26 protein-coding genes and 1 riboswitch are annotated in these 20,796 nt (G+C 62.9%); of the genes, 12 read left to right on the top strand and 14 right to left on the bottom strand.

Going from position 1 to position 20,796, the window contains the following annotated elements; genetic code table 11:
- Positions 1–39 precede the first annotated feature (39 nt).
- Complete coding sequence (locus E0473_RS06130) at positions 40–924, top strand: MipA/OmpV family protein (RefSeq protein ID WP_137679915.1); 885 nt, start codon at positions 40–42, stop codon at positions 922–924.
- 43 nt (positions 925–967) lie between these two features.
- On the opposite strand, the gene E0473_RS06125 is transcribed toward E0473_RS06130, so the two are convergent.
- From E0473_RS06125 to E0473_RS06115, 3 genes are all read right to left on the bottom strand, one after another.
- The gene (locus tag E0473_RS06125) at positions 968–3,013 is read right to left on the bottom strand and encodes an alpha/beta hydrolase family protein (protein WP_137679914.1); all 2,046 of its coding nucleotides are present in this window, start codon (positions 3,011–3,013) and stop codon (positions 968–970) included.
- Positions 3,014–3,094: 81 nt separating this feature from the next.
- Positions 3,095–3,730: an SOS response-associated peptidase family protein gene (locus tag E0473_RS06120; protein WP_137679913.1), complete on the bottom strand. Its 636-nt coding sequence runs from the start codon at positions 3,728–3,730 to the stop codon at positions 3,095–3,097.
- A gap of 142 nt (positions 3,731–3,872) precedes the next feature.
- Positions 3,873–4,460 carry a hypothetical protein gene (locus tag E0473_RS06115; protein ID WP_137679912.1) on the bottom strand — a complete coding sequence of 196 codons (588 nt, stop codon included), beginning with the start codon at positions 4,458–4,460 and terminating at the stop codon, positions 3,873–3,875.
- Positions 4,461–4,595: 135 nt separating this feature from the next.
- On the opposite strand from E0473_RS06115, the gene E0473_RS06110 reads away from it, so the two are divergent.
- Both E0473_RS06110 and thiC read left to right on the top strand, forming a co-directional pair.
- On the top strand, positions 4,596–4,997 hold the full coding sequence (locus E0473_RS06110; RefSeq protein WP_137679911.1) for a hypothetical protein: 402 nt from the start codon (positions 4,596–4,598) through the stop codon (positions 4,995–4,997).
- 49 nt (positions 4,998–5,046) lie between these two features.
- Positions 5,047–5,170, top strand: a riboswitch (TPP riboswitch).
- 46 nt (positions 5,171–5,216) lie between these two features.
- A complete protein-coding gene (thiC, locus tag E0473_RS06105) occupies positions 5,217–7,076 on the top strand; it encodes a phosphomethylpyrimidine synthase ThiC (RefSeq protein ID WP_137679910.1) in 1,860 nt (619 codons plus the stop codon).
- Positions 7,077–7,098: 22 nt separating this feature from the next.
- On the opposite strand, the gene E0473_RS06100 is transcribed toward thiC, so the two are convergent.
- On the bottom strand, positions 7,099–7,914 hold the full coding sequence (locus tag E0473_RS06100) for a hypothetical protein (RefSeq protein ID WP_137679909.1): 816 nt from the start codon (positions 7,912–7,914) through the stop codon (positions 7,099–7,101).
- A 253-nt stretch (positions 7,915–8,167) separates the two neighbouring features.
- On the opposite strand from E0473_RS06100, the gene E0473_RS06095 reads away from it, so the two are divergent.
- Both E0473_RS06095 and E0473_RS06090 read left to right on the top strand, forming a co-directional pair.
- Positions 8,168–8,521 carry a UrcA family protein gene (locus tag E0473_RS06095; protein ID WP_137679908.1) on the top strand — a complete coding sequence of 118 codons (354 nt, stop codon included), beginning with the start codon at positions 8,168–8,170 and terminating at the stop codon, positions 8,519–8,521.
- 99 nt (positions 8,522–8,620) lie between these two features.
- Entirely contained in the window at positions 8,621–8,923 is a 303-nt protein-coding gene (locus E0473_RS06090; protein WP_137679907.1) for a hypothetical protein, read from the top strand.
- 5 nt (positions 8,924–8,928) lie between these two features.
- Here E0473_RS06090 and E0473_RS06085 read toward each other — a convergent pair whose 3' ends face one another.
- Positions 8,929–9,240, bottom strand: a complete 312-nt coding sequence (locus tag E0473_RS06085) for an alkylphosphonate utilization protein (RefSeq protein ID WP_137679906.1) — start codon at positions 9,238–9,240, stop codon at positions 8,929–8,931.
- A 91-nt stretch (positions 9,241–9,331) separates the two neighbouring features.
- Between E0473_RS06085 and E0473_RS06080 the strand changes: the two genes are divergently transcribed.
- Positions 9,332–9,796, top strand: coding sequence for a COG3650 family protein (locus E0473_RS06080; protein WP_162848940.1), 465 nt, complete (start codon positions 9,332–9,334; stop codon positions 9,794–9,796).
- Here the strand turns inward: E0473_RS06080 and E0473_RS06075 are convergent.
- Positions 9,793–11,259: a S41 family peptidase gene (locus E0473_RS06075; RefSeq protein ID WP_137679905.1), complete on the bottom strand. Its 1,467-nt coding sequence runs from the start codon at positions 11,257–11,259 to the stop codon at positions 9,793–9,795. The genes E0473_RS06080 and E0473_RS06075 overlap by 4 nt on opposite strands.
- A gap of 245 nt (positions 11,260–11,504) precedes the next feature.
- On the opposite strand from E0473_RS06075, the gene E0473_RS06070 reads away from it, so the two are divergent.
- Both E0473_RS06070 and E0473_RS06065 read left to right on the top strand, forming a co-directional pair.
- Positions 11,505–12,089, top strand: a complete 585-nt coding sequence (locus tag E0473_RS06070; RefSeq protein ID WP_137679904.1) for a YbhB/YbcL family Raf kinase inhibitor-like protein — start codon at positions 11,505–11,507, stop codon at positions 12,087–12,089.
- A gap of 126 nt (positions 12,090–12,215) precedes the next feature.
- Positions 12,216–12,467 (top strand): SWIB/MDM2 domain-containing protein, encoded by a 252-nt coding sequence (locus tag E0473_RS06065; RefSeq protein ID WP_137679903.1) that lies wholly within the window; start codon positions 12,216–12,218, stop codon positions 12,465–12,467.
- A gap of 109 nt (positions 12,468–12,576) precedes the next feature.
- On the opposite strand, the gene E0473_RS06060 is transcribed toward E0473_RS06065, so the two are convergent.
- Positions 12,577–13,152 (bottom strand): NADPH-dependent FMN reductase, encoded by a 576-nt coding sequence (locus E0473_RS06060; protein ID WP_137679902.1) that lies wholly within the window; start codon positions 13,150–13,152, stop codon positions 12,577–12,579.
- 92 nt (positions 13,153–13,244) lie between these two features.
- Here E0473_RS06060 and E0473_RS06055 point away from each other — a divergent pair, with 92 nt between their 5' ends.
- From E0473_RS06055 to E0473_RS06045, 3 genes are all read left to right on the top strand, one after another.
- Entirely contained in the window at positions 13,245–14,123 is an 879-nt protein-coding gene (locus E0473_RS06055; RefSeq protein ID WP_137679901.1) for a LysR family transcriptional regulator, read from the top strand.
- A 127-nt stretch (positions 14,124–14,250) separates the two neighbouring features.
- Positions 14,251–15,513 carry a gallate dioxygenase gene (locus tag E0473_RS06050; RefSeq protein ID WP_137679900.1) on the top strand — a complete coding sequence of 421 codons (1,263 nt, stop codon included), beginning with the start codon at positions 14,251–14,253 and terminating at the stop codon, positions 15,511–15,513.
- A gap of 49 nt (positions 15,514–15,562) precedes the next feature.
- Positions 15,563–16,102: a GNAT family N-acetyltransferase gene (locus E0473_RS06045; protein WP_137679899.1), complete on the top strand. Its 540-nt coding sequence runs from the start codon at positions 15,563–15,565 to the stop codon at positions 16,100–16,102.
- 92 nt (positions 16,103–16,194) lie between these two features.
- Here the strand turns inward: E0473_RS06045 and E0473_RS06040 are convergent, their stop codons facing one another.
- The 5 genes from E0473_RS06040 to E0473_RS06020 all read right to left on the bottom strand — a co-directional run bounded on the left by E0473_RS06040 (position 16,195) and on the right by E0473_RS06020 (position 19,004).
- Positions 16,195–16,764 carry a TetR/AcrR family transcriptional regulator gene (locus E0473_RS06040; protein WP_137679898.1) on the bottom strand — a complete coding sequence of 190 codons (570 nt, stop codon included), beginning with the start codon at positions 16,762–16,764 and terminating at the stop codon, positions 16,195–16,197.
- A gap of 18 nt (positions 16,765–16,782) precedes the next feature.
- A complete protein-coding gene (locus E0473_RS06035) occupies positions 16,783–17,214 on the bottom strand; it encodes a VOC family protein (protein WP_137679897.1) in 432 nt (143 codons plus the stop codon).
- A gap of 10 nt (positions 17,215–17,224) precedes the next feature.
- Positions 17,225–17,818 (bottom strand): glutathione S-transferase family protein, encoded by a 594-nt coding sequence (locus E0473_RS06030; protein WP_137679896.1) that lies wholly within the window; start codon positions 17,816–17,818, stop codon positions 17,225–17,227.
- A gap of 214 nt (positions 17,819–18,032) precedes the next feature.
- Complete coding sequence (locus E0473_RS15585; RefSeq protein WP_241657347.1) at positions 18,033–18,371, bottom strand: hypothetical protein; 339 nt, start codon at positions 18,369–18,371, stop codon at positions 18,033–18,035.
- 228 nt (positions 18,372–18,599) lie between these two features.
- Positions 18,600–19,004 carry a DoxX family protein gene (locus E0473_RS06020; RefSeq protein WP_137679895.1) on the bottom strand — a complete coding sequence of 135 codons (405 nt, stop codon included), beginning with the start codon at positions 19,002–19,004 and terminating at the stop codon, positions 18,600–18,602.
- 103 nt (positions 19,005–19,107) lie between these two features.
- Between E0473_RS06020 and E0473_RS06015 the strand changes: the two genes are divergently transcribed.
- Positions 19,108–20,358, top strand: a complete 1,251-nt coding sequence (locus E0473_RS06015; RefSeq protein ID WP_137679894.1) for a dipeptidase — start codon at positions 19,108–19,110, stop codon at positions 20,356–20,358.
- Here the strand turns inward: E0473_RS06015 and E0473_RS06010 are convergent.
- Together E0473_RS06010 and E0473_RS06005 are read right to left on the bottom strand one after the other, a co-directional pair.
- On the bottom strand, positions 20,355–20,567 hold the full coding sequence (locus tag E0473_RS06010; protein WP_137679893.1) for a DUF3008 family protein: 213 nt from the start codon (positions 20,565–20,567) through the stop codon (positions 20,355–20,357). The genes E0473_RS06015 and E0473_RS06010 overlap by 4 nt on opposite strands.
- Complete coding sequence (locus tag E0473_RS06005) at positions 20,567–20,794, bottom strand: hypervirulence associated TUDOR domain-containing protein (RefSeq protein WP_137679892.1); 228 nt, start codon at positions 20,792–20,794, stop codon at positions 20,567–20,569. The genes E0473_RS06010 and E0473_RS06005 overlap by 1 nt, the downstream gene beginning before the upstream one ends.
- Between the last annotated feature and the right edge of the window lie 2 nt (positions 20,795–20,796).

Below are 20,796 nucleotides of genomic sequence, written 5' to 3'. Positions count from 1 at the left end.
TCTGCCGAACATTTCACCTTAAATTCGGGGAGCCCTAATATGTCCAGTTATTCACTCAAGGCCGGTTCGCTCAAGGCCAGCCTTGCTCTTGCCGCTGCCGCTCTGCTGTCGGCCGGCGCCAGCGCGCAGGACAGCGACGACCAAATCGATTTGAGCGATACGGCCTTTTCCGGCGACTACCTCTCGGTGGGCGTGGGCGTGGTGGTGAACCCGAGCTACCTTGGCTCGGACGATTACGTTTTTACGCCGCTGCCGATTGTGCAGGGCTCGCTTGGCGGGGTGGGGATATCTCCGCGCGGCGGCGGGCTCGCGCTCGATTTCGTCCCCGATGGCGACGGCAAGGTCGGTTTCGATCTCGGGGTCGTTGGGCGGCTGCGCGCCAATCGCAACTCCCAGATCGAGGACGAAGTCGTGGCTAGCCTTGGCAAGCTCGACAAGGCGATCGAAGTCGGCCCCACGGCGGGCGTGACCATCAACAAGGTGCTTCACGGCTACGACAGCCTGAGCTTCAGCACCGATGCCGCATGGGATATCAACGGCGCTCACAAGGGCTTCGTGGTAAGCCCCTCGGTTACTTATTTCACTCCGCTCAGCCGAGGAATGGTGGCGAGCCTATCGCTGTCCACCGAATATGCCGACGCGAAGTTCCATGACTACTACTTCGCTGTCAGCCCCGAGCAGAGCCTCGCGACCGGGGGCGAACTGCCCGAGTTCCAGCCTACTGGCGGTGGTTTCACCCGCGCCGGCGCAACGCTGCTGACCGGCATCGATCTCGACGGCGACCTTACCAATGGCGGCTTCGCGCTGGTCGTGGTGGGCGGCTATTCGCGCGTGCTTGGCGATGCGGCGGATACGCCATTTACCAGCGTGCGCGGTTCGAAAGACCAGTTCTTCGGCGCTTTCGGGGTCGGCTACACCTTCTGACCTTGGCGGCTGGCGCCAGCTTCGGGCTGGCGCCAGCGCCTTATTATTCCTCGTCCTTTTCGATCATCAGATCGGGACGGGGCGAAGGCACTTCCGCGGTGCGGTCACCTGTCTTGAGAAAAGTTTCGAACCATTCCATCATGCGCAGGTTATAGTCGTATCGCGCGGCCGCCATTGCGTTGCCGTGGCCTTCGCCCGGATACCACACCAGCCGCAGCGGGGTTTCCGGCTTGCGGATCTTGATGTTGCGATAAAGATCAAGGCTCTGCGTCGGGCTGACGCGCGGATCATCCTCGCCGTGCAGGATCAGCAGCGGGGTTTCGGCCTGTCCGGCATAGGTGACCGGGCTGCGCTCGATGGTGAACTCGTAATTGTCCCAGGGCTGCGCGCGGGCGTGAACGAGGAATTCCTCGTTCGGAATATCGGTGGTGCCAAGCTTGGAAAGTAGGTTGGAAATGCCAACGAACATGACGCCAGCGGCAAATTCTTCCGAATAGCGCGTTGAACTCCACGCGGTGGCGTAGCCGCCGTAGGAGCCGCCGGTCACGCCAACCCGGTCTTCATCGGCCACAAGCTGCTCGACCAGCGCGCGCTTGGCGTCGACCAGATCGTCGAACTCCTTGCCCGCGGCATCGGCCTGATGCTGCTTGGAAAAGGCGGTGCCATAGCCAGTCGAGCCGCGATAGTTGGGCAGGAACACCGCATAGCCCTGGCCTGCCGCGACCTGTCCGGGACTGGAGTAGCTGCTCACCCAGCCGTTGCTCTCGTGCGATTCCGGGCCGCCGTGGACATCGAGGATCAGCGGCGATCCGCCCAGCGGAGGCTCGCCCACCGGCTCGATCAGAATGCCCTCGATCTCCTGCCCGTCGCGCGCTGTATAGGTAAGCGTGCGCTGGTTGCCGAAGTCGATTTCCGACAGCCACGGGTTGTGCTGTGTCCAGCGCTCCAACCCGCCGCGCGAGGCGACGAACAGCTCGCTCGGGTGCGCGGGCGAATTGGCCGTGGCGATCAGGATATTGCCGCCCTGATCGAGCCCGGTCAGGATCAGCTCGCCCGGATCGACATTGCCGAGCACCTCGCCGCTGTCCGAATAGTAACGCAGCACTGACTGCGCGCCGACATGGATCACGCTGGCGAGCCGTCCGTCGGCCATCCATTCGGCATCGACCGCTGCCTCGGGCGCGCCCTCGTTGAGGGCAGTGAATTCGCCGGTGGTGGCATCGACGAGGTACAGCGTGGTCGCCGCCGGGTCGTTCTCATCGACCGCCGCGATCATCGACAGCTGGCGCGAATCGGGCGAAATCTCGATGTCGCCGAGCTTGCCGGGAGTCTCCACCCTCACGACGCTCTGGTCGAACAGGTTGAGGATATTGGCGCGCAGGTTGGTATATTGATCATCCACCAGCGGGGTGGGGGCAGAGGTAAACACCGCGAACTCGCCATTGGGGGCGACCTCGAAGCTATAGACCTCGCCCGGAAGCTCAAGCTGGCGCGGTTCGGCATCGATTTCCTGGCCGAGGCTCGCCACGAACACCCGCGCAGTGTGCAGCTCTTCTTCGTAGACGCGAGAATTGAACCCGGCCTCGGATTCGGTTTCGCGCTCTTCGTCCTTGGCGGGGGCGGCGATCAGGTAAACCTCGCTGCCCGAAGGCGCGAAGGAATAGGACGTGACATTGGCACCGTCGATTTCGGCCAGCTTGCGATAAGGCCCACCATTCACCGGTACGCCCCACAGCGCGCGCTTTTCGTCCTCTGCGCTCCACAGGAAGGTGACCATCGCGCCATCGGGGGTGAACCCGATCCGCGAGACTTCCATCCCCTCGGGCAGCCAGGCGCGCCCCTGCATCGGCGCATTGGCGAGGAACAGCTCCTGCCGCGCGCTGCCGTTCTCCTCGCCCTTGGTGACGTCGGGGCGCGAGAGTGTGGTGTAGGCGATGTTGGTGCCATCGCGCGAAATCGCGATCCCCGCCGTGTACTCGATGCGGGCGACGTCCTGCGGCGTCATCGGGCGGGCGGCGAGGGCGGTGGGCAGGGCCACGCCCGCAGCAAGCGGGAGCGACAGCAGAAGGGCGGCACGGCGGAGAAGCATGGGGTCGTCCTCGATTTCCGGTTTCAGGTGTTAGCAACGGTCATAGCGCGAGGGGCGCTGCTGGCAATGGCCGCAGTCCTACTAGCCCCGGTCGCTTGGGCTCAGCTCGCGCAAGGGAGCTTCGGGATCGGTTTCTAGCAGCGAAGAGGCCCTGTCCCACCCGCCGCGCAGCCACAGCGCATAGGCTTTCTCGTGCCCCGGCAGCACCAGTGGCATCCGTTCAGCGCCAAGCGCGCGGACTTCGGGGCTGGCGGGGCGGGTGATAAGCGCGAAGCTTGGCACCTCGCTATCCTTCCACACTCCGGCAAAGGCGAACAGCGTCTCGCCCTCGGGCGCAAGCCAGTGGCGCAGGCGGCGGCCTTCGTAGTCGGTCCCCGCGCCCCAGACCATGAAGTTGGTCGCAGGCACGAGGCAGCGGAATTCGCGGTTGCGCAGGTTGCCGATCCAGAACGGGCTATCGGGATTGGCGACGCTGAGCACGGGCCGCGCATTGTAGCTCGCTGAAGGCGGAGGCGGGACACCCCACAGTCGCGGCACCATACGCCGCGTTTGCCGCGCCGCGCCCGGCCCGGCGATGAACTCGCGTCCCTCGGTGATGACCGGCGCGAAGGCTCCGGGCGCGACATGGCCGCCCGCCCATGGGTCATTGCCGCTGTAAGCGCCGAAATGGCGGGCGATGGTGCGAGCATCGGCATCGAGGCGGAAGAGAACAGTCATGGTGTGGCTTGCCGGGTGGGAGCTTTCCGGGCCTTACTCACTAAGGCCGCGTGGACGAACTCGAAGATTGGGCCAAGTTAAATTTGGGGAAGCGCGCGTCGGACCTGTCGCGCTTTGCGCTCAAGAAGACGCCCCCGCGCCGTCACCTTGGCTGCCGGGCTTTGCCTATCACACCATGGATCAGTGCCAAGAAGCCAAACGCGAAACATGCAAAGAAGAACCACTGGACGAGGCCAGCTTCTAGCGACCGTGGGGCCAAAAACCAAAGCGCAAATCCGTATAACCCGATGAGGCCGATATTGACTGGCCAAGATCGCCGTCGTGCCAAGTTCTGGTTACGCACTAGCCAACCACCGGTCGGTAGGTCGGACGCTATACGCGGGCGATCCGCAAATTGCTCTTCTGGAATTAGCGACCACTCGCGCTGTTCTTTGAGAACAAAGGCAATCATAACACTTGCGAGGACGAAGAGAGCAAGAATTAGGAACGTCTCGTCAAGTCTAAAGATAACTGCCGCAATCGCGAGCGCAAAAAAGGTCGCCATCATGATCGCAAAAATGCGAAGCCAAAATCTCCAATAGCGACGACGAAATACGCGGATAGTTTCTCGGCGCTCATCATCGGTCAACATTATTCCAGGAAGGTCGGGCCTCCTCCTGTAGAGAAAGCCGCGATCGGTTTTCTCAAACCGGCGAGCGATAACCCACTTCTGGATGTAATAGTTGAACAATGCATTCTCGCGGCTGAGCGACCTTGAAGGTCGCCAATTTAGCGGAATGATTAATGCCCGCAATGGGTCGAAACCAGACGCCGGAATTTATCCCCTCCGCCTAGACCCAGAGCAGGGCCATTGGTATCCGCGCCTATGGCTCAATTCACCGATCTTGCCGCCGGCCTCGCGTTCTTTGCCGGCCTGTTAGCTCTCGTTCTTGGCTTTGCCGAATTGCGGGTGCGCGGGTTCTATCTCGAATTGCTGTCCGAATGGGAGCACTCACCGGGGCTGCGCTTCCTCACCGGCGTCGTCTTCGTGCTGGGCGGCGCGGCGATTTATCTCGTCAATCCGTGGCAGGTGGGTGATCCACTGGCCATGTTCGCGACCGCGCTGGGTGGCGCAGTGGTGGCCGCCGGGCTGGCCTTCGTGGCGGTTGGCGAGCGCATGATGGCGCTGGGGCGGCGTCTGGTCGGCGTGCGGGGCCGGGGCTGGGCTTATGGTCTGGTCGTTGGCGGCGCGGTGCTGGTCGTCGCGAGCTTTGCCCGGATTATCTGACCCCCGCGAACAGGTCCCTATCTTCGTGGGCGATTAGCCTCTATAGAGGCCCTTGCCCCGGGGGAGCGCTGCCTGATCCGATCAGGCACGGCGCTTGAGAGGGCGGCACGAGCCGCCGACCCGCTGAACCTGATCCGGTTAAGACCGGCGGAGGGAGGGAAGCGGTTTTCTCGACCAAGAAAAACGCGGCCTTTTCTCCGGCAACTAGGAGAGAAGTGCATGGCCGATATCAACAGCAAGCTCGAGATCGGTGTCACCACCGGCCCCATCCGTGGCAGCCGCAAGGTCCACGTTGGGCCGCTCAAGGTGGCCATGCGCGAGATCGACCTCGAACCGAGCAGCGGCGAGCCGCCGGTGCGGGTCTACGATACCTCCGGCCCCTATACCGACCCTGACGCGACCATCGACATTCAGGCAGGCCTGCCGCCGCTGCGCCGCGAGTGGCAGCTCGCACGCGGCGATGTCGAGGAATATGCGCCGCGCGAGGTCAAGCCGGAGGACAACGGCCAGCTCGGGCCCGACCGGTCGGGCGGCGTGCCCCCGTTCCCCACCGCGCTGCGTCGCCCCTTGCGCGCCAAGCCGGGCAAGAACCTCAGCCAGATGTACTACGCCCGGCAGGGCATCATCACCCCCGAGATGGAATATGTCGCCGAGCGCGAAAACCTCGGGCGCGCGAAGCTGAAGGAATACCGCCGCGAGGGGCAGGACTGGGGTGCTTCGATCCCCGACTACGTAACGCCTGAATTCGTGCGCGACGAAGTGGCGCGCGGGCGGGCCATCATTCCCAGCAACGTCAACCACCCCGAGGCCGAGCCGATGGCCATCGGGCGCAACTTCCTCGTCAAGATCAATGCCAATATCGGCAACTCTGCCGTTGCCAGCGATGTGGCGAGCGAGGTCGACAAGATGGTCTGGTCGATCCGCTGGGGCGCGGACACCGTGATGGACCTGAGCACAGGCCGCAACATCCACGACACCCGCGAATGGATCATCCGCAACTCGCCGGTGCCGATCGGCACGGTGCCGATCTATCAGGCGCTCGAAAAGGTCGGCGGCATTGCCGAGGATCTGACCTGGGAGGTGTTCCGCGATACGCTGATCGAGCAGGCCGAACAGGGCGTCGACTACTTCACGATCCACGCCGGGGTGCGCCTGCCCTATGTGCCGCTCGCGGCCAAGCGCATGACCGGGATCGTCAGCCGGGGCGGCTCGATCATGGCCAAGTGGTGCCTCGCGCATCACAAGGAGAGCTTCCTCTACGAGCGCTTCGACGAGATCACCGAGATCATGAAGGCCTACGACATCGCCTATTCGCTGGGCGACGGCCTGCGCCCCGGCTCGATTTACGACGCCAACGACGAGGCCCAGTTCGCCGAGCTTTACACGCTGGGCGAACTGACCAAGCGCGCCTGGGAGCAGGATGTGCAGGTGATGATCGAAGGGCCGGGCCACGTGCCCATGCACAAGATCAAGGAGAACATGGACAAGCAGCTCGAAGCCTGCGGCGAGGCTCCGTTCTACACGCTCGGGCCGCTCGTCACCGACATTGCGCCGGGCTATGACCATATCACCAGCGGCATCGGCGCGGCGCAGATCGGCTGGTATGGCACGGCGATGCTCTGCTACGTCACGCCGAAGGAGCACCTTGGCCTGCCGGATCGCGACGACGTGAAGGTGGGTGTGGTGACCTACAAGCTGGCGGCCCACGCGGCGGACCTCGCCAAGGGCCACCCGGCCGCGCAGGTGCGCGACGACGCGTTGAGCAAGGCGCGCTTCGAGTTCCGCTGGCGCGATCAGTTTAACCTCTCGCTCGATCCCGATACCGCCGAGCAATATCACGACCAGACGCTTCCGGCGGAAGGGGCGAAGTCGGCGCATTTCTGCTCGATGTGCGGGCCGAAGTTCTGCTCGATGAAGATCAGCCAGGAGGTGCGCGAGTTCGCGAAACTCCAGAACCAGCCGAGCGACGGCTTCGTTGCCGCCGCAGAGGCGGAGAAGGGCATGGAAGAGATGAGCAAGGTCTACGAAGAGACCGGGCGCGAGCTTTACATGGGCGCAGGCGACCGCGAGCACGACTGACGCTCGCGGCAGCTTCCGGACCTCACGGCTTGTACATCGGATCCTGCAAGCCGCGAGGTTCGACCTGATCGAGGCCTTGCTGGATGCTCAGCGTCTGCTGGGTCATCGCTGCCATCAGTGACTGGCTTTGCAGGATGAAGGTCATGAACTCGCCGAAATGCTTGGCGATGTTCTGCGCGCCCTCATCGGCAGGCAGCGCGCCGTGGTGCCGCAGATCGACCGAGGCGGGGTTGGTGAAGGATACGTCGAAATAGCGCGCGGTGGGTACGAACCAGCCGCCCATTGCTTCGAAAGTGTCGCGCGGTGCGACGAACATCTCGAAGGTCGATCCTATTTCTGGTCCCGTCGGCGTCTGTAGCCAGAATCCCGCCACGCGCACCGGGCCATCGGGGCCGGTAGCGGCGGCGATGAAGGTGGAATAGCGCCCGCCCGCGTTGTCGATCGCCTCGCTGAACATGTCGGGTATCGAACCGGTCAGGTCCCGGCGTGCCACCACGGTCGGATCGCTAACGCCTTCGTGCGCTAGCGCTTCTTGCAGGCCCTGCTCGAAATCCACCGCCACATCTTTCACGGTGAAAATCGCTGCACCGGCAAAGGCCGGATCGTCTGGCAGGATGCGATTGACCGAATAGGCAGTCGGCGCGTCGTGCCAGCCGACCAGAATAGTGTGATCACCGTCGCGCTGGATCGGTTCGGGGATCAGACGCGGGAAATTGCGCGGCTCTGCCTGCGTGCCCTGATCCGGTCCGCGATGCGGTCCGTTCTGGGCCGATCCGCTTTCGGGCGCGCAGCCCGCCATTAGCAGCGCCAGCATCGCATAGCGGAAAGGGACGGACATCGGCGTTTCCTTTGGCAGACTCACTTGCCGCGCGGGGCTAGTCGAATTTGGCGTCAAGGCAACATGCGAAGCCGCGTGTTTTGGCTTGGGCTGCGGCTTGTCGCGCGTGAAAGGCGCTTTGCCTCTCGAAATACGACGAGCCATTGGAACGTTCGGGCGAGAAGATCATCTTGCCACAAGGAGCTGCGCGTGCTGCGCAGCCCTTTCGTCACGCCGTTCGCATGGACGTTCGGCGGACTTGCAGGAGAGTACGATGCCTAACTTCGCCAAGACCCCGCGCGGGGCCGCGCTTTTCGCCGCCAGTTTGATCGGTATGGCCGCCATGGCCCCTGCTTTCGCCAGCGATGGCGAAGTGCTGGTGAGCCAGTCGCTCGATCACAGTGCCGTGGTGGTAGACACCGCCGATCTCGATCTCACCACCGCTTATGACCGCGACACTTTGCAAATCCGCATCGACAATGCGGCGCGCGCGGTGTGCGACATCAATGGCGGCTCCAAGATCGACCGGCTGCCCGATGCGCGCGCTTGCTTCAATGGCGCGCGCGAGAGCGCAATGTCGCAGCTTGCGGCGCGCGGCGTTCCGGCCAGCGCGCTCGCCGGGGGCTGACCATGTCTGTCGCCCCGGTCGCAATTGCGCGGTCGGGGACGCAACCAAACGGGTGACCCCGCGTTACCTCATGGCCCCCTTCCTGAATCGGAGACTGCCATGACGCGCAAGACACCCGCCAACCCTGCCCAAGTTGCTTTTGATAGCTGGATGCTCGGGCTGGAGGCGGCGAACGTCATCTGGTTGCGTTCGATGCGGATGATGGGCGGCGGAGCCCTCGCAGAACGCGAGGCGAAACGGATGGTGAGCGAAAAGGTCAGCGCCGGGGCCAGCCTGCCTTTCGCGCTGTGGCCGCTGATGATCGGTGGCGCGCAGCCGGAAGCTGTGGCCAACAAGACGCTGGCCCACTATCGCAAGCCCGTTCGCGCCAACAAGCGCCGCCTGTCACGCGCGCGAAAGTAGCGCGCCTAGGCCCGCTTGCGCACGAACTCGGCGCGCAGCACCAGGCCCTTGATCCCGGGATACTTGCAGTCGATCTCCTGCGGATCGCCGGTCAGTCGGATCGACTTGATCAGTGTGCCCTGCTTGAGCGTCTGGCCTGCGCCCTTAACCTCGAGATCCTTGATCAGCGTAACCTGATCGCCATCGGCCAGCATGTTGCCCACCGCATCGCGCACTTCCACCGTGCTGGCTGCGGCCTGCTTGGCTGCGAGTTCGGAAGCCGGCATCCATTCTCCGCTTTCCTCGTCGTATACGTATTCTTCGTCCTGGCCACTCATGCGTAAATGCTCCCGTTCGCGCGGCTGCGGCCTTGGCAGGAGCGGACTTTGCTGGAAAGAGACAATCTCCGATCGTCCAGAGGAAATCTTCATGCATCGCGCCGCCGCCAAGCTCGCTCCCGTTGCCCTCTCGTTCCTGATGCTGGCTGCCTGTTCGGAGGCGGACAGCATCGTCCCGGGCAATGCCGAAGACCCGAGGCCATTCTCGGAGATCGGTGCCGACGAGGAAATGCGCTTCACCGGAACGGAGCCGTTCTGGGGCGGCTCGGTCGTGGGCGAAAGCCTCACCTACAGCACGCCCGACAATATCGACGGCACCGCGATTGCGGTCAGCCGCTTTGCCGGGCGGGGCGGGGTGACATGGTCAGGCACGCTTGACGGCGAGAGCTTCGACCTGATGGTCACGCCGGGCCGCTGCTCCGATGGCATGAGCGACAAGACCTATCCGTTTGTGGCGACCTTGCAGCTTGGCGCGCAGCAGCGCGAAGGCTGCGCCTGGCGCGCCACCCATCCGCCTGCCGATCCGGCCCAAGAGCCAGCCCGGCAGCCCGCCTAGAACAGCCCCGGCACCTCGCGCTCGGCGGTGCTGCGCGGCTGCTCTGGCGTGAGGAGGCCCCGCCTGCCCTGGCTTGTGCGCTGCGTAGAGGCGATGGCATCGTCGGTGCCCCTCGCAATCGGCGCGCACGAGCGTCCGGCAAGGAAATCGAGCGCGCGGGCGACCATGTTTTCGCGCGGGTCGCCCAGCTGATAGGACAGGTCATCGTCGGCGCGGCAGGTGTTGGGCACGGTGGTCGCGAGGCCGTTGAAATATTCGCCGTTGCCCTCGGCGTTTTCGAGCTTGAAAGTAAGCAGCCGCAGCCGGTCGTCGCATTCCTCCAGGTCGAATGCGAATTGGCCTACCGGCTTGCCAAAGGTGTTGGAGCCGACAAGCGCCAGGTTGCTCTTGAGGTAAGGTTTCAGGCCGTTGACCACCAGTTCGCTGGCAGAAGCGGTCGCCTCGGTGCCGATGAAGGCGATCCGCGTCGGCGCGACCGATTGCGGTCTGTTCGCGAACCGATAAATCTCATCCTGAGCCGACTTGGAGGGACGCAGCGCGAGCTTGTAGTAGACATCGCCCACGTGGTCGCGCGCCAGCAGATCGCCCAGCACGTCGGCCACCGAAAGTGCGCCGCCACCGTTGTAGCGCAGATCGACGATGAACTCGGTGACGCCCTGGGCGCGGAAGTCCGCGAAGGCTTCGCGCATGTCGGCAATGGCCGGTTCGATAAAGGTGCGCAGGTTGAAATAGCCAACCTTCTTGCCGTTATCGTCGATCACCTTAGCGCCATAACGGTCCGACACCGGATCGAGCGCGAAGTCGGTTTTTGTAAGCGAGACTTCGCGCGTGACACCGGACTGATCGCGCACGCGCAAAACCCGTGTCACACCCGCATCGTTCGGGCCGAGCGCGAGATAGACGGCATAGTCGGGATAGACCGCGTTGCTCGCCATGATCTGGTCGATGGTCTGGAGGTTGGACGCAGATGTGCCGATGGCCAGAATCTCGGTGCCGCGATCAAGATTGGCACCCAGCGCGGGCGTGTCCTCGAAGGTTTCCGCCACCCACACCCGCCGCGCCGAGGTATCGTACGACAGGCGAAAGCCGAACCCCGCGCTCGAACCCGAAGAGTAGTAGGCGTTCTCCTCGGCGATCGAGGTCAGATAGGTGAAGTAGCGATCCTTGTTCTGTGCCCGGGCCGGGGCGACGCGGGCGTCGATATAGTCCTCAAGGTTCGAATATGAGGCAATCGACGGATTGGCGAGCAGGTCGGGGAACACATACCATTCGTCGATTACTTCGTCGAAAGCTGCGGCCCGGCTGGTGAGCGAGCAGGGCGCGCTGCTGGTGGTTGGAGACGGGGTAGGCGCGCTTGCGCCCGGAGCGGGCGTTGCTGAACTGCCTGAGCCTGATCCACCCCCACCGCATGAAGAGAGCAGGGCAAGGCTGGCGAGCGAGGCGACGAAGGGTGAGGCGCGCATGGCGGTAACTTTGCACTCCCGAATGGGAGGGGCGAGCCTGCCCCTAAGGGAAAGTGCTAAGTCAGCGGCATCGCGATGGCAAGCGGACAAAAGCGGGGTTCGGCGGATCGGCCCGGTACCTTGCGCGTTGGTGGCCTGCAACGAGGAGAACCTGGGGGCGATCCTTGCGCTTTGGGGGCCAAGTCTTCAGATGGGCTCTCGATCCGCCGCAAGCAGGCAAGCCCTCCGAAAAGAAAGGACCGTCCATGGCAGGAAACACGCGCGCACAGTTGGCACTGGCGAAACTCGCCAAACCCGAAATTCTCGGCAAGGGCGGCTTCCGTCTTACCTCGGCCGCCTTCAAGCAGGGCGACGAGCTGGATCCGTGCTTCACCGCCGACGAGGAAGACGCAGTCGCCCCGCCGCTCGACTGGAGCGCCCCGCCAAGCGAAGCGGCCGAACTGGTGCTGATCGTGGAAGATCCCGATGCGCCGAGTGACGAGCCGTTCTGCCACTGGCTGGTCTGGGGTCTCGCCCCGCAGCAGGGCCAGCTGCTCGAAGGCGAGGTTCCGCCGCGCGTCGGCAAGAACTCTTTCGGCAATTCCGAATGGGCGCTGCCCGCTCCGCCGCAAGGGGATGAGGCGCACGAGTATATCTTCCAGCTGTTCGCCCTCGACCTTCCTGTGGCGCTGATGCCGGGCGCGGGCCGCGACGAACTGTTCGCGGCGATGGAGGGGCATGTGGTCGCCGCTACCATGCTCTCGGCCAACTATGCCCGCGCCGAGAACGATGGCGAGGAAGGCGATTGGGACGATGTCGACATCGATTCGATCGACTTCGACGGCAATTGATCCACCGCGCAAGTGGGGAACCTGTGAAAAACCGGTGGATTACGCATTGAAGCATAGCGACGGCGGGCTTTTGGCCGGGCTAAGCGAATAGTTCCGATTCGAACGGTAAAGGACGTAAGTTAGATTATGGCAGCCAAGAACAACGCGCTGAGCAAGCCCGTTACCCTGTCGCCGGCGCTGGAAGACGTGATCGGCAAAGGCCCGATGACGCGTGCGCAGGTCACTTCGAAGGTGTGGGAATACATCAAGGCCAACGACCTGCAGGATGCCAAGGACAAGCGCCAGATCAACCCCGACGCCAAGCTTGGCGCCGTGATCGGCAACGAACAGATTTCGATGTTCAAGATGACCGCTGCCGTGTCGAAGCACCTCAGCTAAGCGTCATCGCCTTCGGGCATGAACGAAAAACGGGCAGGAAGCATGGCGCTTCCTGCCCGTTTTGCTTTCCGGCCGCGGGGGGCTGGCCGGAGTGACTTGAGGCTGGCCGTCAGTTGGCGCTTGTCGGCAGTGCGGTGCGCTCGATCCACTTGGCGAAGGCTTCCATGATCGTTTGCAGGAAGGCTTTGGTTTCCTCGCTGGCCACGGCGCCGCTCTCGTCGAACAGGCCAAACAAGTTGCCGATATAGGCTTCAGGCTGGCCCATCACCGGCATATCGAAGAACACCAGCGACTGGCGCAGATGATGGTTAGCCCCGAACGCGCCGACCGCACCAGGCGATGCGGCGACGATGGCGGCGGGCTTGCTGGTGAACACCGCCTCGCCCCAGGGGCGCGAGCCAACGTCGATCGCGTTCTTCAGCGCTCCGGGCATCGAACGGTTGTATTCCGGCGTCACGAACAGCACCGCATCGGCGGCGCCCACTTGCTCGCGCATCCGCGTCCAGGCGGCCGGCGGCGTGTCGGTTTCGAGGTCTTCGTTGTACAGCGGCAGGTCGCCGATCTCGACGATGCTGGCTTCGAGGTTTGCAGGTGCTTCGGCCATCAGCGCATGGGCCAGCTTGCGGGTGTGCGAATCCTTGCGCAGGCTGCCGACGATGACGGCGACTTTGTAAGTGGTGGACATATAGGCCTCCTGGTTTCTTGCTTTCGATGTAGTTGAACGAATGCGTTTCGGAATTGCCGAAAACCTTCTAAGGCTCATGCGTTTTCGTATAGGTGGCGGCAGGGCATAAGATTGTGAACTGGGACGATTTGCAGAATTTCCTCGCCATCGCGCGGCACGGCAGCCTTTCGGCGGCGGCGCGTTCGCTTGGGGTGACCCAGCCGACGATGGGCCGCCGGCTGGCCGCGCTGGAGGCTAACCTCGGCACGCGGCTGTTGCTGCGCACGCCCGAGGGGTTTGTCCTCACCGCGCTGGGTGAGCAGATGCTGGCGCGGGCCGAGCGGATGGAGGAGGAAGCCTATGCCGCGCAGCTTCTCGCCTGCAGCAGCGACGCACGGCTCGAAGGCACGGTTCGGCTGACCACGGTCGACACGCTGGCCGGGGCCTTCATCGCGCCTGCCATGCTTGACTTGCAGCGCGAGCATCCCGGCATTGTCGTCGAACTCCTCGCCGCCACCCAATCGCTCAACCTGTCGCGGCGCGAGGCGGACATCGCCATCCGCATGACCCGCTTCGAAGGCGATCTGATCGTGGCGCGCAAGGTCGCCACGCTCGCCCTGTCGTTCTACACCGCACGCACGCAGCCCGAGCCCGAGCGGGTGATCACCGTGCTCGACGATCAGGCCCACCTGCCCGAGGCGCGCGCCATGGCCGAACATTTCGCAAGCCTTCCGGTGGGGCTCAAGTCGAACAGCCGCGAGGTGCAGCACGATGCCGCGTGCCATGGCGGCGGGGTGGCGATGCTGCCGCGCTTCCGCGCCGATCATGACGAGCGCCTGCAACGCATCCGCACCGATCTGCCCGACCTGCGCCGCGATATCTGGCTCGGCGTCCATGCCGACCTGCACAAGATGCCGCGAATGCGCTCGACCATCGACGCACTGGTCGCCCACTTCGCGTCCAAGGCGCGGCTGCTCGACCCGGAAGGCTGACCGGAACCCAGCTTCGCATATCTGAAAAATTCAGCGGGCGGGACAAATGTCTGTCCCGTGCGCTTTGCCTATGCCATGATTGCCGACGATGTGAGCAGGTTTGAGCCTGCCCGAACGGAGAGATTACATGGCCACTATCGTCGGCGGCGTCGCCACTTCGCACACTCCCACCATCGCTTTCGCCAAGGATGGCGGCAAGCAGGACGATCCCGTCTGGAAGCCGATCTTCGAAGGCTATGAGCCGGTGCAGGACTGGTTCCGCGAGAAGCAGCCCGACGTGCTGGTCTATATCTACAATGACCACATGACCTCGTTCTTCGAGCACTACAGCCACTTCGCTCTGGGTGTGGGCGAGGAATTCAAGGCGGCGGACGAAGGCGGCGGCCCGCGCGATATTCCGGCGATCGAGGGCGACCCGAAGTTCGCCGAACACGTGGCGCGGGTGATGGTCGCCAACGAATTCGACCTTTCCTATTTTCAGGGCAAGGGGCTCGACCACGGGGCCTTTTCGCCGCTGTCGGTGATGGTGGACCATGATAAGCAGCACGGCTGGGCGACGAAGATCCTGCCCGTGGTCTGCGGCGTGCTGACCGTGCCGCTGCCCTCGGCGCGGCGGTTCTACAAGTTCGGCAAGTCGCTGCGGCAGGCGATCCTGTCGTACCCCGAGGATATCAAGGTCGCCATCGCGGGAACCGGGGGTCTGTCGCATCAGGTCCACGGCGAGGCCTGCGGCTTCAACAATCCCGACTGGGACATGGAATTCATGGAACGGCTGGAGAAAGATCCGGAGGGCCTGCTCGACATGACCATTGCCGAGCTAGCGAAGCTCGGCGGCTGGGAAGGGGCCGAGGTGGTGATGTGGCTGATGATGCGCGGGGCGCTCTCGGCCGATGTCGAATGCACGCACAAGACCTATTTCCTGCCCTCGATGTGCCCGATCGCCACGATGATCCTTGAAGAGCGAGCGGTAGACGCGTCGGTCGAGCCGCCCGAAGTCACCCGCGCACGCGCCGACCGCGACTATGCCGGGGCCGAGGAGATGCAGGGCACCTATCCCTTTACCATCGCACGCAGCGTAAAGGGCTTTCGCCTCAACCGTTTCCTGCATTCGCTGACCGAACCCAAGGTGCGCAAACTTTTCCGCGAAGACGAAGAAGCGGCCTACGAGCAGGCCGGCCTGACCGAGGAAGAGCGCGATCTCGTCCGTCGCCGCGACTGGATCGGGATGATCCACTATGGCGTGATCTTCTTCATGCTCGAAAAGCTCGGCGCGGTGACCGGCATCGGCAACATCGACATTTACGCCAGCATGAAGGGCCTGACCGTCCCCGAGTTCCAGAAGACCCGCAACGCGACGATCAACTACGGCGTGGCGGGGAAAGAGGACTGAGCGCGTCTGGCGGCTTGCGGCTGGTCGCACGCCTGGCGATAGGTGGCCGATGTCCTGCGATAGCCGAACCGTTGCCATCGATGCGCTGCGTCTGCCAGATCTGCCCGCCGCGCTGGCGATTCAGGCCGAGGCCTATCCGCCGTTCCTGCGCGAAGGTGAGAGCGCCTTTGCCAGCCGGATTGCGCTGAGCGCCTCCTATTGCCTTGCCGCGCGGCGGGAGGGGCAGCTGCTGGGCTACCTCCTCGCGCATGGCTGGCGGCGGCAGTCACCGCCTGCGGTGGGGGCAATCCTTCATGATGGCGAGCCGAGCGAGGTGCTGTTCCTGCACGATTTGTCGGTCTCGGCTTCCGGGCGCGGCCTTGCGATTGGCCGCAAGCTGGCCGAGCGCGCGCTTGCGCTGGCGGCGCAGGATGGGCTGCGCAGGGCCGAGCTGATCGCGGTCGAGGGCGCGGCGAGGTATTGGAGTAAGCTTGGCTTTGTGGCGGAACCGGTTTCGCGCGCGTTGGCGGAGAAGGTCAGGGGCTATGGCGAGGCCGCTTGCTGGATGACGCGGGCGATTGGTGAGGGTGGAGAGGCGAGTGGCGGCTGACGATCCGAGAGCGGTCATTAGGCATTCAAGCGGAAGGCCCTCAAAGCTGAAATTCGAACATTCCAAACGTGATCTTTGCAAAGCTGCTAAAGCTAAGTTTGGGATGTCCGGAGTTCCAATGCCTCCGAAATATCCTCCAGCGCCTCCTCGAAGGGCGCGGAAGAGCCGTGGGCGCGTGAAAGGACGAGTGCTCCCTGAATAAGGATTACGTCGCGCTGGGCGTAGCGCAAAGCATCCATTTCTAAACAACCGGCCATGCGATAGAGTTCGGCCGTCGCGTCAGCCCATGCGCTGAATAAACGTCCTGTTTGGTCGCGCAATTCGTTCGGTACTTCTTCCATCGCGAACACCGCAAGGAGACAGCCGAGTAAACCGCCCTCGTAATGTCGATGTAACATCGCGCGAACCACTTCCCACTTTGTCGCTGGTGAGAGGGTTGGCGAAGATGTCGTTTGTCTGATCGAGTGAATAATGGCTTCAATCGATTCAAGCGACCGATGGGCCATTTCCAGCTTTCCCCGACCAAAGTGATGATAGATGCTGGAGCGCCCGAGATCGGTCCGGTCCGAAATAATACTCATCGTCGTACCGTGAAACCCGTTCTCACGAAAAGTGCGAGCAACTTTGTCGACAAGATCGAGCTGGCGTTCATCCATTGTCATGACTGGTTCCTTCTAGAGCTACGAAGAACCATCCTGTTGGCTTTGCACAGGTTCCAGAAGTTCGTTAAACTCCAGAACATTGCCGTCGGGATCGCGCACAAAGATCAGCCGGCGTCGGTCGCTGTAAATGTGTGGCCCGTCCGTAATCTTAATATCCTCTCGCGAAAGTTTGGCGATAAGAGCGTCGAGATCGTCCACGATGAAAGCGGCGTGAGTCATGCCAGGATGTTTCACCTCTTCGTCCTGAAGCACGTTTCGCGCGCCTTTGCGCGGTGTCCCGTTAAAGATCAGGTTGATGTAAATCCCCTCCTCGTTGACCATCTCATTTGCATGATGCTCAGGGAGATCGATTTCTTCCCTCCAGCCAAATGCTTCGTAGAATTTGGTGGCTCGCTGGCGGTCCGTTACGCGGATGCCAACATGTTCGTACGACGTGATGCGGAATGACATAGCTGTCCTTTCAGATCGCTGGCATGGTGAGAAAATTGGGGAGGGCTTTCACTCGGTCCAGCCATGCTCGAACGGATGTATATGGCTCCAATGATATGCCGCCTTCGTGAGCCAGTGCTACGTACGGAAAACATGCAACATCAGCGATTGTGGGTTTCGATAAAGCCAGCCATTTACAGCGCGAAAGATGCTTATCCAAAATTTCGATTAGGCGTGCCGAGGCGATACGTGCCGCTTCTACATCCAATTTGTATGCGAACTTGTCGTGAAGCCGGGCATCGTTTGGACCGCGCGCGATCTCATTTTCTGCGACCATCAACCATTGCATGACTTCCGCCTCTTCACGTGCGCCGGTTGGGTACCAGTCCTCGCGATCGAACTTACGCGCCAGATAGGCCAGCATGGCTTGTGAGTTGCGCAGGATAACGTCGCCATCAATCAATACTGGAATTTCGCCGAACGGGTTGCGCTCGATGAACTCCGCGCTTTTATGCTCACCTTCAAGGAAATTCACGGGACGAAGTGTGATGGGCTGACCGATCAACGCACAAAAAAGGCGCACCTTGTAGCAATTGCCCGATAGTTCGAGATCATAAAGCTTCATATCAGACACCCTTTCTAAGTGTGGACCGAACGATCGGTACAGCGAGTAAGGCAAGCTGTCAAATCTCGTCCCAGATTGTCTGCTTTGTTGCTGACCTGCAATCTATCTGCTGTTCCGCTACCCACCCAATTTCCGCCATCCCCAATTCCGCTCAGCCTGAGCCTGTCGGAAGCGAAGCTGGGCCGCAGGCCCAACGCCACGCGCCGCCCTTGCCTCAATCGCCCTGCCGATTTCGCGCCAGTTTCGAAACGCGCTCCCAGTCGCCTGCGATCAGGGCTTCCTTCTTCGCTCTGCTCGAGCCCTTGATTTGTCGCTCGGCGGCGCGGTGGGCGCAGTGGTCGCCTATGTGTTCTTGGCCTTTACCGTGGGCAGTCTGCCGATGCTGGTCGACTGCGAGGTCGACTTCCTCACCGCGACCTGCACCAGCCTGCGCCTTTTCGGGCGTAACCGCGCGGCGATGCTCGGTTGGGCTGTGATCGTGGCGGTGTTGCTGACGCTGGTGCTGCTGCCGTGGGTCCTCGGGCTGCTGGTGGCGCTGCCGGTGCTCGGCCACGCGACTTGGCACCTGTACCGGGGGGCGATTGTCTTTGCGGTCTGGCCGCGGGAGCGCGGCAAGGCTGGCCCTTTCCTACGCCCGGCGCGCTGTGCTTGTGGTGCCCCCATGTCCACGCATGTCCTTGCCGCTGCAACAGAACTACCCTGGCGCAGAGTGGCCCGAAAGTTTCTGCTCAGAACGGTGTCACACCTGTCACACCTTGCCCGATCAGCTTGGCAGGTGGCGCTATCGGCCTTGGCGGGTGAAGGGCCAGTCGATCACCTTGGCGGTCCACAGCGCGAGCCAGATCAGCAGCGGCTGCGCGATCATGCGCGGGACGTGGTAGGCAAGGCCCAGGCCGTCGTCAGGCCGGGCAAGGTCGATCAGCATGTGGTTGACGTTGGCGGGCCACACGCACAGCGCATAGAGCGCCAGACCCACCCCGGCCGCCTTGCGCAACCATGGCCCGAACGGCTGCGCCAGCGCGACCGCGCCCGCCACTTCGGCAAGGCCCGTCCAGTAGATCACCTGGAGCGGGTAGGGCACCCAGCCGGGCATGATCGCAAGGAAGGTGAGCGGACTGGTGACGTGGAAGTATCCCGCCGCGAGATAGAGCAGCACCAAGAGCCAACGCAGGATCGTTCTCACCATGATCGGGGTCATGCCCTGCCAGCGTCCGCGTCACAAGCTCCATTGTGCCTTGCAACATAGGTCAAGCTGGGGTGATATGCGGCGATACCACATAGGAGGTCGCATGTCCGTTTCCCGTCTGATGCTCGCCGCTTCGTTGTTAGCGCTTTCGCTGCCTGCTGCGGCGCAGACCCCGGAAGAGACGGCCATGGCCGCGCTTGAAGAAGCACCCGTGTGGGACGGGCACAACGACGTACCCGGCCAGCTGCGCGGACGGTTCGGCAATGTGATCGGCGATTTCGACTTCACGCACACGCTTGAAGGCGAGCGCTGGACGCCGGGCGAGATGCACACCGATATCGCCCGCCTGCGCGAAGGCAAGGTCGGGGTGCAATGGTGGTCGGTCTACGTTTCGGCCAGCCTTGAAGAGCCGGTGGCGGTGCAGACCACTCTGGAGCAGATCGATGTCCTTAAGCGCCTGATCGCCGAAAACCCTGATGACATGACGCTGGCGCTCACCTCCGGCGATGTCGAGAAGGCGCTGGCCGAGGGCAAGATTGCCGGGATGATCGGGATGGAAGGCGGCCACTCGATCGGCACCAGCCTCGCCGTGCTGCGCCAGATGTACGACCTCGGCGCGCGCTACATGACACTTACTCATTCGTCGAACACCAGCTGGGCTGACAGCGCCACCGACGATCCCGAGCATGACGGGCTCACCGACTGGGGCGTGCAGCTGGTGCAGGAAATGGCGCGGCTGGGCATGATGATCGATCTCAGCCACGTCAGCGAGGCGACGATGATGGACGCGCTCGATGCGACCGACGCGCCGGTGATGTTCAGCCATTCGAGCGCGCGGGCGGTCACTGGTCATGCCCGCAATGTTCCCGACACGGTGCTGCGGCGTTTGCCCGAAAATGACGGTATCGTGATGGTGGTGGCGCTGCCCGGCTATATCAGCGAGGGCCAGCGCCAGCGCAACGCCAACCGCGCCGCCGAAAAAGCGCGGCTGGAATCGCTCAATCTCGGCAATCCGGCAGCAGTCGAAGCCGGGCTGGTGGCGTGGGACGATGCCAACCCCGTGCCGGATGCCACAATTGCCGACATGGCCGACCATATCGACCACATCCGCGACCTGATCGGCGTCGACTACATCGGCATCGGCGGGGATTATGACGGGATGTTCAGCGGGCCCGTGGGGATGGAAGATGTCACCGGCTACCCCGCGCTGTTCACCGAACTGGCGCGGCGCGGCTATTCACAGGAAGATCTCGAAAAGATTTCCAGCGGCAACATGATGCGGGTGTTGAAGAAGGCCGAAGCCTATGCCGCCAGCATGGCGGACGTTCCGCCAATCGAGACGGCGACCAACTAACCTCGAGCAAGATCGCCGGAGTTGGTGTCAGCCTCGGACTCGGGCAAGACACCGTGCGTTGCTGCAGCCTCTTGTTCAAGCTCGCTTTCGCTCATGCGCTCGTAAAGGGTCCGGGCCACGCCATCCAACTTCGATGCGTCTGCCTTGCCGCGCTTGGCGGCAAGGGCTGCGCCGGCGGCTTCCTGTCGTGCTTGCGATTGTTGATCCATCAGCCTTTTGCCTCGATTTCAGAGCCCAATTTCAGCAGTTCGCTGCCATCATCCTGTTTGATCAGATAGGCTGGATTGTCCGCGTCGCCCTTCCGTGTAATCTCGCTCCCCTTCAGAGTGCGCGTGACCTCGCGTTCGAACCGTTCGGCAATCTGGCCCTCGGCGGTGCCGTTGCCCCACGACCAGGTGACGTACTGTCCGCTTCTGAAGCTGTTGGCGTTGCTCACGA

The sequence above is a fragment of the Aurantiacibacter suaedae genome (assembly GCF_005434915.1).
In the GTDB taxonomy this organism is placed as follows: domain Bacteria; phylum Pseudomonadota; class Alphaproteobacteria; order Sphingomonadales; family Sphingomonadaceae; genus Alteraurantiacibacter; species Alteraurantiacibacter suaedae.
Note: the sequence above shows the minus strand (reverse complement) of the source record. Positions and strands in the feature narration are given on the sequence as shown.